This window comes from Psychromonas sp. Urea-02u-13, from assembly GCF_002835995.1.
Lineage (GTDB): Bacteria > Pseudomonadota > Gammaproteobacteria > Enterobacterales > Psychromonadaceae > Psychromonas.
The window spans coordinates 1-14,873 of record NZ_PJBZ01000108.1; the positions used below are offsets into that span (position 1 = coordinate 1).

9 protein-coding genes and 1 pseudogene are annotated in these 14,873 nt (G+C 38.8%); 4 read left to right on the forward strand and 6 right to left on the reverse strand.

Going from position 1 to position 14,873, the window contains the following annotated elements; translation table 11 throughout:
* Positions 1-7 precede the first annotated feature (7 nt).
* On the reverse strand, positions 8-1,870 hold the full coding sequence (locus CXF74_RS19020) for a PhoX family protein (protein WP_101084119.1): 1,863 nt from the start codon (positions 1,868-1,870) through the stop codon (positions 8-10).
* A 474-nt stretch (positions 1,871-2,344) separates the two neighbouring features.
* Here CXF74_RS19020 and CXF74_RS19025 point away from each other — a divergent pair, with 474 nt between their 5' ends.
* Both CXF74_RS19025 and CXF74_RS19030 read left to right on the forward strand, forming a co-directional pair.
* The gene (locus CXF74_RS19025) at positions 2,345-2,602 is read left to right on the forward strand and encodes a hypothetical protein (protein WP_101084120.1); all 258 of its coding nucleotides are present in this window, start codon (positions 2,345-2,347) and stop codon (positions 2,600-2,602) included.
* Between the two features lie 292 nt (positions 2,603-2,894).
* Positions 2,895-3,809, forward strand: coding sequence for an AEC family transporter (locus CXF74_RS19030; protein WP_101084121.1), 915 nt, complete (start codon positions 2,895-2,897; stop codon positions 3,807-3,809).
* 312 nt (positions 3,810-4,121) lie between these two features.
* Here CXF74_RS19030 and CXF74_RS19035 read toward each other — a convergent pair whose 3' ends face one another.
* From CXF74_RS19035 to CXF74_RS19055, 5 genes are all read right to left on the reverse strand, one after another.
* Positions 4,122-5,741 carry an FGGY-family carbohydrate kinase gene (locus tag CXF74_RS19035; RefSeq protein ID WP_101084122.1) on the reverse strand — a complete coding sequence of 540 codons (1,620 nt, stop codon included), beginning with the start codon at positions 5,739-5,741 and terminating at the stop codon, positions 4,122-4,124.
* Positions 5,742-5,762: 21 nt separating this feature from the next.
* The gene (locus CXF74_RS19040; protein WP_198552924.1) at positions 5,763-6,134 is read right to left on the reverse strand and encodes an SDR family NAD(P)-dependent oxidoreductase; all 372 of its coding nucleotides are present in this window, start codon (positions 6,132-6,134) and stop codon (positions 5,763-5,765) included.
* A 302-nt stretch (positions 6,135-6,436) separates the two neighbouring features.
* Entirely contained in the window at positions 6,437-7,663 is a 1,227-nt protein-coding gene (locus CXF74_RS19045) for an RHS repeat-associated core domain-containing protein (RefSeq protein WP_101084123.1), read from the reverse strand.
* Positions 7,663-11,478, reverse strand: coding sequence for a hypothetical protein (locus CXF74_RS19050; protein WP_101084124.1), 3,816 nt, complete (start codon positions 11,476-11,478; stop codon positions 7,663-7,665). Before CXF74_RS19050 ends, CXF74_RS19045 begins: the two co-directional genes overlap by 1 nt.
* A 58-nt stretch (positions 11,479-11,536) precedes the next feature.
* Positions 11,537-12,643, reverse strand: a complete 1,107-nt coding sequence (locus tag CXF74_RS19055) for a hypothetical protein (RefSeq protein ID WP_101084125.1) — start codon at positions 12,641-12,643, stop codon at positions 11,537-11,539.
* 473 nt (positions 12,644-13,116) lie between these two features.
* On the opposite strand from CXF74_RS19055, the pseudogene CXF74_RS19065 reads away from it, so the two are divergent.
* A pseudogene (locus CXF74_RS19065) lies at positions 13,117-14,025 on the forward strand (ISAs1 family transposase); the annotation flags it as partial.
* A gap of 627 nt (positions 14,026-14,652) precedes the next feature.
* Positions 14,653-14,838, forward strand: a complete 186-nt coding sequence (gene tnpA, locus CXF74_RS19070; RefSeq protein ID WP_101084127.1) for an IS66 family insertion sequence element accessory protein TnpA — start codon at positions 14,653-14,655, stop codon at positions 14,836-14,838.
* The last annotated feature ends 35 nt before the right edge of the window (positions 14,839-14,873 follow it).

The following is a 14,873-nucleotide window of genomic DNA, read 5'->3' on the forward strand; positions in this document are numbered from 1 at the left end:
TACAACCTCAGCTACCGATTACCCCACCCGAGTCTTTTGTTACCATCACTATCGTTGAACGTGGCTTGTGGTTTCCCCCTGCAGGAAAATGCCCCGAAGGATGTTGCACGCCAACAAACATCGTCTTTTGGTCATCGGAGAAGGTTAAGCCGGTAATTTCACAGCCAATTGGGCCAGTTAAAAAGCGACGAACCTCCCCTGTTTTAGGGTCGCCACACAACATTTGGTTATTACCTTGTCCTGAAAAGTCGCCTTTATTTGAGTAGTTACCGTCTGTTTGAATCCATAAACGCCCCGCTTTATCAAAACCAATACCATCTGGACTGTTAAACATATTATCTTTATTTATATTGTCACTGCCTGCGTACAAGTTGCCTTGGTGCACGCTTGGGTTGCCTGCAATCAAATATAAATCCCACTGGAATGACGCACTCACATGGTCTCCCTTAGTTGGCTCCCAACGGACAATTTGGCCATAATGGTTTTGAGCACGAGGATTAACAGCATCAACATCTTGGCCTTCTTTTATGCCGCGATGTTTGTTGTTGGTTAAGGTGCAGAATACGTGTTTTTTATCTGGATGCACGGCAACCCACTCAGGTCTATCCATGGTTGTTGCGCCCACTTGTGTTGCTGCACGTCGAGCGAAAATCATCACCTCTGCTTGGCTATTAAATCCATTTTCTTTTGTTAAGCCATTTTTACCGTAGGTTAACTCTAACCACTCACCATCGCCTTCTAGCTTGTCTTTTTTCATTAAGAACTTGGCAACATACAGCGTCCCTTCTTCCAAAAGGTTGCGGTTTTCTGCGTTATTACCCGCTTGGTATTTGCCTTTTGATACAAACTTGTAAATATGCTCACCACGTTCGTCATCCCCAAGATAAACAACAACATGACCGTCATCATTAACAATTAAGGCTGCATTTTCATGTTTGAATCGTCCTAAAGCCGTTCGTTTTAAGGGTGTTGATGTGGGATCATTTGGATCAATCTCTACAACCCAACCAAAACGATTCGCTTCGTTTGGGTTCTTAGCCACATCGAAGCGATCATCAAAGTTATGCCACTGATATTTACTTTGCTCTGATTTAATACCGTAACGCTTATCATCAGGGCTAACAGCCACTTCTTTGTCTGAGCCAAAAAACGAATTGAAATTTTCTTCACAGGTCAGGTATGTCCCCCAGGGTGTTTCCCCATTCGCACAGTTATTAAATGTCCCTAATACTTTTTTACCTGATGGATCGGCTTTTGTTTTTAACAAATCATGTCCGGCGGCTGGCCCTGTTACTAACATTTCAGTATTTGCTGTAATACGACGATTCACACGGCCTGCTGGGTCCATTATCCACTGACCGTTCTTTCTAACAATCTCAACAATAGTAATACCCACTGCGGCTTGTGCTTTTAATACATCATCCGCTGTCATTGCTTTGCCTTCATGCGCAAACAGATATTCATAATTGGTGTATTCATTATTGATAGCAAGAATGGCGCGATCATTTGATAAAGGAAAAATGCTCATTCCATCGGTATTATCACCAAACTGCAATGCTTGCGCTTTTGAGCCTTGCTGACCATTAGGATTAAATTGAGGAGCATTAGCAAAAATAGGATCCCCCCAAGACATTAATGTACTTGAGCTGTACCCCTTGGGAAGTAAGATTGAATCACTGGTCGATGTGCTAATAGCCTCGAAATTTAACAAGCTACTGTTCATGCTACTGGCGATTGCTTTAGCAATAGGGTTTACTGCTAAAAAAGCCCCTGCACCAGCCATGGCAGTGCCCATTAAAAAACCTCGGCGAGATAAACGAGCATTCACCATATTGCTAAAATCAGATTCTTTTTTTAAAAAATTGCTCATTATACTTCCCTTAAAAATGTTGTTTTTATAATGTATTTTTACCTAATAAGTGTAGGTTAATGAGGTTTTATGACAGTTGTGTTAAAGATTTATGGCGGTTTTGTTACTTAACCAGCGTAAGGTAGAAAAACGAGGCTAACGCCCTCATAAAAAATGAGAAACTGACAAACTTGAGCCCCCTATTACCTCGCTATGACTTCACTATGACTTCACTATTACTTTGCTATTAGTTAGCGACTACTGGCTACTACCTACAAAGTCGATAAGTGACAATACCCGCTAAAGCACTTGGCAGCAGAATATGGGTTATGACTACGCCTTACGTTGCATTAAAGTGACGTAACCATTGGAATTCTGTTAATATTTCGCCTCAAAATTCGAGGTGTTTTCTAATGAGACTCAAAAACGCCTTTTTAAGTGCGCTTATTAAGGTGAGTTAACGCCACAATAACAATGATATTTAAGGATATGAAAATGGGATACAGTGACTTCGCCAATATTTTTTCAGAAAAAACGACGTATAAACCAGTTGAAACATTCGGCGCAGAGCACCGCATTGATTTAGTTGAACTTAAAGCGACAACAACCGCTGTATTTAAAGAAAGTGGAAAGATACCCGCTATCAAACATGTTAATGCTTTCTTCGGTTTGGGTCGTCCACTTCCCTTGTTATCAACAAAAAATTACGTTGAGCAAATCGAGTTATCTATTAGTAATGAGCCAGTAGAGTAACCTTACTAAATGGTTGATGCCTCATCAGGGGCGCTCTTTAATTTCCCAACATTGTGTGTTTATTGCCTAATCCCCTGGGGTTTTTCCCCTTTGTACTCCTTTCTATCTTAAAAAACTCAGGTAGCAACAATAAAAAAACGAAGTGACTTTATAGCGATTTAAATCAGGGGACTGGATATCAACCACTGATTTATTTGGTGACCATCAGCACGTTAACTACCAGTTATTTGATGTATTGTTCGCTTTCATTAAGCATCATAAATTTTAATTCAAAGATAATAATGGGTACACGATGATCATTTTTATAAATGCACTTATTCCCATAATGGCTCTTATTATTCTTGGATTCATTTTAAAACGGACTCAATTCCTGCCTGAAGAAACCTGGCCTGGTATGGAAAAACTAACCTATTTTGTGCTTTTTCCCGCTCTGTTAATCAGAACACTTGGCGAACAATCTCTTATTGGTATGCCTTGGACATCAATGTTATTGGTGGTGCTGGGTACCTTAATAACCTCTGCATTATTGTTAATACTCTTACGTAACAAACTAACAAAAAACAATGCGACTTTTACGTCCATATTCCAAGGCGGTATACGTTTCAACACATACATAACATTTGCCGTGGCACAAAGTTTATACGGTGCAACGGGCCTCGCACTGAGCTCGGTGGCGGCTGGATTTATGATTGTATTAATTAATGTTTGGTGTATTTCAGTATTTGTAATCTGGGGGAAGTCGTCAATCAAAGGCACGTTACAGTTTATAAAAGCGATTATGTTTAACCCGCTGATTATCGGTTGTACTATTGGTTGGTTTTTAAGTTTAAGTGATATAGGAATACCCATTATTGTTGGCGATATTCTTGAAATAGTCGGTCGAGCGGCATTACCTTTTGGCTTACTGGCTGTGGGAGCAGCGCTAAAACCAGAATCCATCAAAGGTCATTTTAGTGCCATTGCTTGGTCATCTCTCATACAGTTCGGACTAAAACCATTAGTGACTATCGCGCTAATAACCTATACCGGTCTGACTGGCATTGCTGCAGCCGTATTGATCATCGCATTTATGGCACCCACAGCGCCTTCTTCCTACATACTTGCCCGCCAATTAGGTGGCGATGTTGAGGCAATGGCCTCCATTATTACCATGCAAACCTTATTAGCATTTTTCATTATGCCTCTATTAGGCATGCTGCTACTTTAAAGGGTTATAGCAATTCCATTAACGAGCGGATCTATTTTACGCGTCACAACAACTTACTTTTGCGTTGTCATTTTCGTAAAGGAAACAACCATTTGTGAATTAAAGTCTTTAATTCACCGCTAGAGGGTTAACCAAGTTAACCGCTCGAAGGGCGTCAACTTACACCTTGAATTAAGCCGTTTTTACTACGCAAAATTTAAATAACATAATTAGTGGAGTAGGTATTACTTAAATAGGTATTACCCAAATAGGTACATTTAGTTTGCTAGTTATCGTTTATTACTAACCTGCAGAGCTTTTTATAGCTTCTTTCTAGCATTCAACAGAGTATCTCGCTATTGATTGCAAGTCTTTGAAAATAGAAAATCGTTTTTGAGGCAATGCTTCAACAGCACCCATTTTAGGAGCATATTTCGAATCAAAAGATGACATAACCTGCATAGCCACGTTTATATTTTCATGCACTCCAGCAGCAACACTACCAAGAATTGCAGAGCCCAGTAGAACAGGCTCTTCAGACGTTGGCGCAGTAATCTCTATGCCCGTTGCATCCGCCAACAACTGACGTACAAGCAAACTTTTTCCCGCTCCACCACTTATCACAATACGCGCTATTTTTATTCCAGCTTTCTCCTGCGTTTCAACAATCTGACGAAGGCCATAACCAATTCCACATAAACCTGCTATGTACAGAGAAACCAGGCTTACCACATCATCTTGCATACTTAAACCAGTGATCACTGCGCGGGTATGTGGATCAGCATGTGGTGCCCTATTACCTAAAAATTCAGGAACAACATGCTGGCCCTTAGCTAAGCTCGCTATATTGCTATTATTACCTAATAGTTTCTGTGCTTGATGCTGTACCCAAACAGGTACTAGCTGTTTAGCTTCTGCTGCCAATATTTTAGCTGTAGTAATATAGGGATGTAACCCTAATAACTTATCAATTGCGGCACCTGCTACTGATTGTCCCCCTTCATTTAGCCATAAACCTGGCACCATCGCAGAGTAATAAGGGCCCCACACTCCAGGGACAAAAACAGGTTCACGCGTAGAAGTCATTGTGCAAGATGAAGTGCCAAACGCATAAGCTAAATTTGCTATTACACCACCACTATTTTTAGCTCCAACCGAGCCAACTCCTCCAGCATGCGCATCTATCAGTCCAGAAGCAACAGGCGTTCCAACACAAAGCCCTAATTCTTGTGCCGCGCTTGCTGTTAATCCCCTACCTAATGCGTCACCTGCAGAAACAATTTTAGTGCCTATTTTTTGAAAGTTATCATCAACTAACTCTTTCAGCCCAATCGCCTCGAAGTAACTTTTATCCCACGATTTTTCTTGCGCCATATATGTCCATTTGCACGTTACAGTACAAACTGACCGCGCAAGGTCATCTGTTACTCGCCAAGTCAAAAAATCAATTAGGTCCATGAACTGACATGCTTTATTAAATATTTCAGGGCGATTTTCCTTAAGCCAAAGTAATTTAGGAGTTTCCATTTCAGGTGAAATTCGCCCGCCGACATAATCAAGCAGACGATGCCCAATCGCATTAATACGCTCGGCTTGTTCAACCGCACGGTGATCCATCCAAACCATGATGTTACGATTTGGAAAAGCGAGATCACCCACCGATAAAGGCTCTCCGCCATCTCCTAAAACCACCAGTGAACAGGTAGCATCAAAACCGATGCCAAGAATATCTTTGCCCGAAATATCAGAGTTTAAAATAGCGCCACGCACTGCTTCAACAACAGCGCACCAAATATCTTCACTTGATTGCTCAACAATGCCGCCTTCTTGTTTGTACAGCGCGATGGCACATTGATGGGTTTCTAACAATGCACCATCAACAGAGAAAATACCTGCTCGAGCACTACCAGTGCCGACATCAACGCCTAAAAAGTAGCCCTTCTTATTGTTCATAACTTTTGCCCTCAGCACATACTAAAGATCAATACTGTTTGGTAAAATCACCATATCTCTGATCACTACACCAGGAGAACGCGTTAGCATAAATGACAGTGCTTCTGCGACCTCTCTAGGTTGCATAAGAGAGCCATTATCAAGTGCCTCTTGCATCTTTTCTTTTGGCCAGTCATCTAACAATGCAGTCACAACAGGTCCGGGTAGAATAGCGCCCATTCTGATACCATGTTCAGATACTTGCCGGCGTGTGGTGTGCATAAACGCTTGTACTGCAAATTTCGAAGCAGTATAGATAGGCTCCCAAACAACAGGAACAACACCTGCAAAGAACGGGATTAATTTTGGTACTAAATAATTACTGAGGCTTATAAAGCCAAGAGCAGTAGCCATACAAATTGCATGACTACACAGCTTTAATTCAGATGGGTGACTGGTGCATATTGACACCAACATTGTGATTTTTAGGTGTGTATTAACAAACAATAAATAAGTTGTTTATGTACGACCTATTACTTGGTAAAAAACCAAGGAAATTTACACATCAGCTTGACCGAAACTAACTAATGGGTGACCCGTTTATAGCTTAATGCAATGCCATTCAGACTTGAGCCTATCCGCTTGCTCTATAAGTTGATCTTAAACCAAGCTATTTTTCTTGCTCAAACCTTTTTAAGAGTCTGAGTAATTGGTGATTATGCATTTAAGTGTCCTAAACCGAATCCATACTCTTCTGTATCAGGGCCTTTAAAATGTTGGTGCCTTTCAGTAATAGCATCAAGTGAACCTATAAAGTCTTCTCGTAATCCATTTCTGGTATCAGATAAGACAGAAAAACTTCCAGATTGGGCCATTTCTACAGCTGGCGAAGGAGAGGAATTGTGAGCCATACGATAAGTATTTCGAGCGACACGAGCGCTTCGAATTGTCTCTTTTACTATTTTAGACGCTGCCATTTGCCCTTGGGTATATGAACCAAGGGAAGGGCCATTACTGCTACCTAAGTTAGAGTTTTGTCTAGCTAGTGGTGGTCTTTTGTTTAAGTCACCATCTTTGGGTTTTGTGAGATTACTTTTAACTGTTTTTACTGGCATGCGGGAGTAAAAGCCTAACTTTAATGCATTGCTCCCTATATTCAAGCCCAGTCCCACTTTACCTAAAGTCTCGTTTCCGTTAAATGAGGATGCAACACCAAGTGAGGTTCCCACCATATCAAGGCTTTCAAGACTAAGCTCAGCTTTAGTAAGCCACTTTGCTTTGCGTATTTTTTTTAACAAGCTGGCAGATTTCCCCGCTACTTTAGTACCATGTTTTACCACTCCAATTCCACCTAACCCAACTGAGGCCACATCTATGACGAGACCCGAAACAGAAGATGCCGTGGACAGAGTATTATAAGCAGGGTGAGACGGATCATCGATAATTGCAGCTGCAATCCCTGTCGATCCAGAGACCAAACCTGCAGTGAGTGTTGTCAGACTAAGAGCAAGAGATGGGATTGCGGCTAAGCCTCCGCTTATTATAGTAGCTGCAGCTACTGCCACAGAAAATAACAGCCCTAAAATACTGCCTACGATACCACTTACATCGAGCCTACCACTTGGGTCTATGTTGTTGATAGGATCGTTCGCACCAAAGGTGTAGCCATTGATACCAGCGTCCCCAAATGGAGCCATTTCCCCATCAAATTGATGGAAACTCCCCAATGCTGGATTATATACCCGGTAACCATTACCTAAATGGTACATGTCTGCAGCAAAATCTTTTGGTTGACCATTGAACCCTATAGGATTTTCAAAAATAACAGCTGGCTCAGTCATTGCCGTGGATTTAGCCAGAAGTGTTCTTGGTATGGCAACCGCTATACTAGTCATGATTGCGCTGTATTTAAAAAATTGTCTTCTCGAAAGTCCGTTACTCATTACGAAAAATCCTTTGTATAGGTTGAGCCAAAAGGTGTATACGTTTTTAGAGATTGTGTTACTTTATCTTGTGACTGAGTCCAAGTTGATAGGACACTACCGTTAGTGTCGCTTGCCATATATTGATGATGCTGCTCATCAATAATTCTCCCGATAATTTTATTATCTATACCTATATAGCTCGTACTATGACCTGATGAGCTTTCGTTTGCTATCGCGTTATATTGGTAATAAAGGTAAATATCTTGATTGTTGAATGGGCATTGAGAAATCAAAAAACCACGAGCATCATATTTATACTTATTTATGATATTATCAAAACTATCACGAATAGATGTCAGACGATTAAACGCATCATACTCATATTGATTTCCAAACTCATCATTAAGTAAATTACCAGAAAGGTCGTGATTAAATATATGATTTCCACTGGGCTGAACTATTTTAAATAATTGGCTCTTGTTTTTATCATCGTATTGGTAATCAACTAAAACGGTATCAGCTATTGATTTGTAGATGGTTTTTTTTAAATCAATATTATCATAAACATCAAAAACAAATGATTGCTGAACGATTTCGTCAATATTATCTTTGGCGGCTAACTCTCCGGTCGTATTATAGTTAATTAACCTGCCGACTTGATCGTACTCCATACTTTCTGAAGTATTTCGTTTTTCTTTAATCGAGATATCCCTATCTTTTATTTTTAAATTACCAAAGTAATTTTGAGATAGTTCGACTTCAGGAATAGTTGAATTGTTTTTATAGGTTGTTTGCCCACTTTCGATACCTAATGTGCTGTAGTGAATTTTATTTGAAAAAGAATCATCCGCATTAGTGTATAGGTATTCAATAGGTCTACTATATAGATCATATGAAATATCAATGGAGTATTCGGTTCGTTCATTTTTACTAACAAACTCAGTTCTATTAATGCGACTGAGTGCGTCATAAATGATAACTTTAGACATTCCCATAAAATCAGTTTGTTGTAACAGTGTTCCCATTGGACTGTATGAATAGCTTGCAGTAAGAGATGCGCCAGAACCTACAATACTAACCGTCTCCATAATCAATTGATCTAACTGATTGTAACCGTAATAAATATCACAATTTGAGTTGTTTTCTGTTATTAATCGCCCTTGGTTATCATATTGGTAACTAGATTTATTACTGCTATCCCCATTGATAATTATTTCTACTTTCTCCCCCCAAAATGGGTCATAGCTAATATAAATAGTATCATCAGATTCTGTATTTACCCTGTCAGCCTTAGCTGATGAACCAGTATATTCAAAGTCAATAGAGCTACCGTTAAACTTTGACTCTGTAACAACACGACCTAAACCATCATAGCTACGTTGCCCTACCTGCTCGTTATTAACGCTAATTTGTGTTGCTAATAGCTCATTGCTAAATGGAGTGTAATTAATATTAATCGTTACTTTTTGAGAATTATCATGAAAGTACTGTTCTATTAATCTTTCAGAGTTATCATAAATATAAAATGTTTCTAAATTATTTTCATCCACACTTCTAATTAATTGGTGGGCACTATTATACTCATGGCTAGTGTTTGATATTTCTGCACCGTTAGAGTCATACTTGATGAGAGTAAGCTCTTTACCCACTATATTGTATTCTTTTTTAGTTCGGTTTAGCCCTTCAATGTAGTGAGTTGATGTCATTGCTACAACATCATTTTGAATGATTTCCTTCGTATTATCTGGATGTGTTATTTGAGAGATCTCACCCCAGTAGTCATATGCCCGGTATTCATGCATGGGTAATGTCGTAGAGTTTACAATGTCAAAGCTAGATTGGCGTATAGTTTGCCCATGGTCATCGTATTCAAACTCATTAGATTTAAATAACTTAGCGTCTCCATCTTGTTGATAAATAACAATAAGGTTATTAGCATTACTAAATTTGAATACTTTCTGCTTTCCAGTCGAATCTGTAATTGAAAGTTGGTTTTGCCCATTGCCAATGGTGTAATGATAGTCTCTAGATATTTTAGTTGTACTATTATAATGCCAGCGCTCAGAGGTAACTCTGTCTAAGTCATCATGCTCTACAGTAACTCCAATCCCTTTATCATCGTGCGAATAGTGCATATTACCAGTAAGGTAGCTAAAATCTTCCCGTTTGGATGTAGTATGCCCGTCATGAGTAGTTAGTGTATTGGTAATGGAAAGTAGTGAACCACCAAAAGAATATTGGTGGTTGATTTGGCTTGTGAAACCATTAATCGTAGTGGATTTTGTGGCAATACGCCCAAACTGGTTACTGTCATTTATATCTTCAAAGTAAGTCATTAATACATCATTATTATAATTTACTTGTCTAACTGGCACAACGAAGTTTCCTTCATTGTTTAACATAGCTAATGCCTTATATTCTACATTCTTAGAGCGATAAGGTGAGTTTCCAGAACTTGTATTAGGCAAATAAAAACGTTCCGACTTTAAATATCGAACAATGCCATTAGGAGCGACGGGACATTGAATGCCACTGCCTTCGATAGGGTAGTATTCATAATAAGTCGAGCTACCATCTTCATGAAAACTAGCTAATAAGTTACCGTAGTCATCATAATCATAGGTGTTAGTTTCTATTCTAGAATCATTACTCTTAAAAACAGTTGTTTTTTGTTCACGAACCAAGCTGTAGTTATCTGGTTGGTTATCAATGGTCCAGTTTAAATTAGCGAAGTATTTATAACTTACCGCTTGATAAAGAAAACTATCAGAGTAGAAATCTTCCTTCTTTACTAGGTGATATTTATTATAATGTCTAGATATTTTTACGCTGCCATTAATCGTTTCTTCACTGAAGTAGGTGTAATCAGATAACGCTTTAAATAATGTGTCTGAATCAGGTTGCCATGATATACCACTGTTATAACCTAAGAAGTTAAGAGTGGAATAATGATATGTAGAGGTTACTGGTGGTTGGTTATCTTCATGTATACTTTGAAATTTAATAACATAAGGATAATGACTTATAGGAGAGCCTGAAGGCGTTTTATGACCTAATTCTTTGTACCATATGTGATCGACTTGACCGCTAGGGTGCGTAACGGTATTTACGACTCTTACATTTAGCTGATATAAGCTGGTATAATGTATTTTTGTAAATAAGCCTTCACTGTTTGGCAAGGTAACTTTATCTAATTCAGACCCTATCTTATATAGTTTAGTTTGCCTCTGCTCTCCATTTAGTGAGGTTAAGCTGACCGTTGTGAAAAGGTTTGTACTCCAATAGTCAGTATTTAGCGCATTGCCTGCGTTGTCAGAAACAGTAATTAGGCGGTATTCACCACTATGAGTGGCATAGCTAAAATATATTTCATGACCGTGTGGTGATACACGCCTTTCAAGAGTGCCTTTATTCCAATCAACAAACTCTATTTCACCGTTTTTATAGGCAATTTTTATTCCCGGCTTTGAAGGTTCTCCCGGTTTTGAAATGTTAGCTAGGTAATATAGTTTTGTATCTTTTAGTTTTTTATATGGGATCGTAAACTCATTGGTGCTTGAGTGATACTTAATCTCAAAGTTTTGACCATTTTTAAGGGTTAAGTTATAACTACTTTTATCAAACCTTGTTATACGCAATTTCCAGCCAATACCATACCCATGGTCTTGTTTATCAAAAGGATTGTAAACTATATTTTTTTCAAAAGTAGGTCCTGAAAGATTATTTGACAGCAGTTTACCAAGACTAAATTCTAATGAAAATGAACCTGTACGAACATCGACACCAGAACTAATGTACTCATTAAAATTAAAGGCATTACTTATCATCGTCATATATTTCCTGCTGTGAATACAAAATAGCCCAGTAGGTTTCCCTGCTGAGCCCTATATATTAGTAATCTAAAAATAGATCATCATTATTATCTCCAGTCCCAAAAGTTAGGCTGAACTTATGATCTGTCCCATAGCTATCAATTAATTTAACTGTATTTATCAATCTGTCGGGTAAAGCAGACTCCCAGCTCCAATATCCATTATAACCAATGCAACGATCACTTGGGGTGCTGAAGTCGTACTCACATAAATACTCTCCTGTCATATACATTTTTTTATGTGTTTGGTGTAATAAGAAGACAGTGACTAGAGAATTTGTTGGAGTAATTGGCGGAAGTTTATAAGAACCGACGGAGTATGTGCTTTCGTTAATCATCTCGACAGTATGAACAGTGCTTGGTTCGTAAGGCCAAACGCCAACCCAACTTGATATCCGATCTTTGATACTGGTATCTCTTAAAACATTGTGATCTGAACTTCCGATTATTCGTATAATTGGATCCGTTGCTGCTACGGCGCCTGTGCCATATTGAAAATCTCTAATCTCGGTGGCTGAGTTTATTGTATGAAGCTCATAAATGAAGGCTCTGTGATAATTATTCTCTTTGATCTTATTTTTTACGAGTTCAAATTCAAAGAAAACAGGTTGTAGTGCTCTGACATATACACTTGATGTATTATCGCCAATACATGTTGTTTTGGCGATCGGCTCTCCGTTACTTTGCGTACCGGAGACAACAGCACAAACTTCTGCGCTATCTGCGGTGTCGTTGTTCTTATTTAAATATCTAGTTGCGTGAAATGAGATGAAATTAGGAGAGACAAATTGATCTTGCGAGGTTTTAGGGTTGGAAGGATAAATTTCATGTAAATAACCATTGTCTATTTCACTCACTTTCCACTGTTGATCTTCTTGGATAGGAGTCATTGTATACAAGTCACATAGAGTGACACGCTCAAATGAAAAACCACTCAACGCAGTATAGTTGACTTTAACTTGCGCTTGCATAGTGCTATTTGCATAAATTTCCCCATTTCCAAATACCGAAATTGTTGGCGCATTGAGCTCCTGTATTGGACCATCCGGGATGATATCGTAACATTGCTCATTGGCTAAAACATTTCCAGATAGGAGGAAGCCTAATGTTAAAATATATCTTTTCATCATATTACCTATTGTATTGTATTGTATTGTATTGTATTGGATTTAGATGAACCTTACCTTACACGCACCCACCCAGATGCAATGTATTCTTAATGATGTGACTTCAATCAAGGTTCTCTGACTAAAAGAACGGTTTGTCACTACGATCCTCTGTAACCTATTCTGGTCTAAATTGTAATGGATTAGTAAATTTGGCCATTTGTCTGTAGGCATCATTAAAAAGGCTAAGTCGATTTTTTCAAAAGTAGGTCCTGAAAGATTATTTGACAGCAGTTTACCAAGGCTAAATTCTAATGAAAATGAACCTATACGAACATCGACACCAGAAATAATATACTCATTAAAATTAAAGGCATTACTTGTCATCGTCATATATTTCCTACAGTGAATACAAAATAGCTCAGTAGATTTCCCTTCTGATCCCTATATATTGTGAGCTTACGGCACCGTAGCTCACAATATATAGGGATGACACTATTGCGCGTGTTATTTGCCGATTAAAAGCTGATGAAATAGAGCAAGCTTTTCAAGCATGGATATCTTCACTTGTAGAAATCACTGGTAGTGATGTCATTGCGGTTGATGGTAAGACTGCAAGACGTTCTTTTTCAACGAAAGATAGAGAAAATGCATTTCACACAGTTAGCGCTTGGAGTTGTCAGCACCAGCTTGTTTTAGGACAAGTTGCCGTTGATGCTAAAACCAATGAGATTACTGCGAACCCCGAATTATTAAATATGCTTGATATAGAAAATAGTATTATTACCCTTGATGTAATGGGATGCCAAAAGGAAATAGCGAAGCAGATAATTGAACAAAAAGCTGATTACATCTTAGCACTCAAAGGTAATCACTCAGGCATGCAAAGTGAGTTAGAAGTTTGGTGGCACAAAGCCCAACGAGAAGGTTTTGTATCAGAAAATCACGCAGAATATACAGCAACAGACAGTGGGTATGGGCGAATCGAAACGAGAATTTGTCAATATCTTCTTATTGATAAAAAATATCGATGGGTTGGGCTGAATAGTATTATTAAAATCACATCAGAGGTATGTGAAAAATCAACAGGAAAAGAGACAACAGAGGTTCGCTGGTACATTAGTTCATTGAGCTTAAATGCAGAGCAAAGCCTATATTCAGTCCGTAATCATTGGCAGGTTGAAAGTATGCACTGGATGCTAGATATGACGTTTAGGGAAGATGAATCTAGAATTCGTAAAGGCCGTGGGTCCACTCGCTTTTAATATAATGAGGAAAATAGCGATGGGCTTATTTAAACAAGACAAAGTAAAATCGGCGAATATAGCAGCTAAGAAAAAGATGGCGCGTTAGATGATGGCTATCGCTCAACCCTTTTAGAGTCTGGGATTAAAATGCGCTAGCCGTGCCTTTGTTTATGTATTTGGTGTAATAAGAAGACACTGACTAGAGAATCTGTTGGAGTAATTGGCGGAAGTCTATAAGAACCGACGGTGTCTGTGCTTTCGTTAATCATCTCGACAGTATGAACAGTGCTTGGTCCGTAAGGCCAAACGCCAACCCAGCTTGATATCCGCTCTTTCATATTGGTATCTCTTAAAACATTGTGATCTGAATTTCCTAGTATTCGTATAATTGGCTCCGTTACAGCTACGGTGCCTGTACCATATTGAAAATCCCTAATCTCGGTGGTTGAGTTTGTTGTATGAAGCTCATAAGTGAAGGCACGGTGATAATTATTCTCTTTGAACTTATTTTTTACGAATTCAAATCCCAAGGAAACAGGCTGTAGTGCTCTGATATATATACTTGATGTATTATCGCCAATACATGTTGTTTTTGCGATCGGCTCTCCGTTACTTTGTGTACCGAAGACAACAGCACAAACTTCTGCGCTATCTGCGGTGTCGTTGTTCTTATTTAAATATCTAGTTGTGTGAAATGAGATGAAATTAGGGTAAGCGTATAGCGAACAGCACCTACCCCCTTATCTCAGATACCTTATATCTTCATTTTATTTGGAGGTAATCATGAGAATTTCGCGAAGCCAAACACAATGGAAAACTATCATTAAAGACCACCAATCCAGTGGTTTAACCGTTATTGAATATTACCAACAACTACAATTATCCACGTCGAACTTTTATGCCATTAAAAAGAAACTTGGCCTATCATCTAGTAATTTTGTTCGCGCTAAAATCCCCCCCACAAGTTGAGTTTGTTGAAGATAAAGCCTTAATAACGGTAACCG

What these genes read in the sequence shown, in the direction of transcription:
- CXF74_RS19020 (WP_101084119.1), bottom strand. Translation starts at nt 1,870, where the DNA reads ATGAGCAATTTTTTAAAAAAAGAATCTGATTTTAGCAATATGGTGAAT.
- CXF74_RS19025 (WP_101084120.1), top strand. Translation starts at nt 2,345, where the DNA reads ATGGGATACAGTGACTTCGCCAATATTTTTTCAGAAAAAACGACGTAT.
- CXF74_RS19030 (WP_101084121.1), top strand. Translation starts at nt 2,895, where the DNA reads ATGATCATTTTTATAAATGCACTTATTCCCATAATGGCTCTTATTATT.
- CXF74_RS19035 (WP_101084122.1), bottom strand. Translation starts at nt 5,741, where the DNA reads ATGAACAATAAGAAGGGCTACTTTTTAGGCGTTGATGTCGGCACTGGT.
- CXF74_RS19040 (WP_198552924.1), bottom strand. Translation starts at nt 6,134, where the DNA reads ATGGCTACTGCTCTTGGCTTTATAAGCCTCAGTAATTATTTAGTACCA.
- CXF74_RS19045 (WP_101084123.1), bottom strand. Translation starts at nt 7,663, where the DNA reads ATGAGTAACGGACTTTCGAGAAGACAATTTTTTAAATACAGCGCAATC.
- CXF74_RS19050 (WP_101084124.1), bottom strand. Translation starts at nt 11,478, where the DNA reads ATGACGATGATAAGTAATGCCTTTAATTTTAATGAGTACATTAGTTCT.
- CXF74_RS19055 (WP_101084125.1), bottom strand. Translation starts at nt 12,643, where the DNA reads ATGAAAAGATATATTTTAACATTAGGCTTCCTCCTATCTGGAAATGTT.
- tnpA (WP_101084127.1), top strand. Translation starts at nt 14,653, where the DNA reads ATGAGAATTTCGCGAAGCCAAACACAATGGAAAACTATCATTAAAGAC.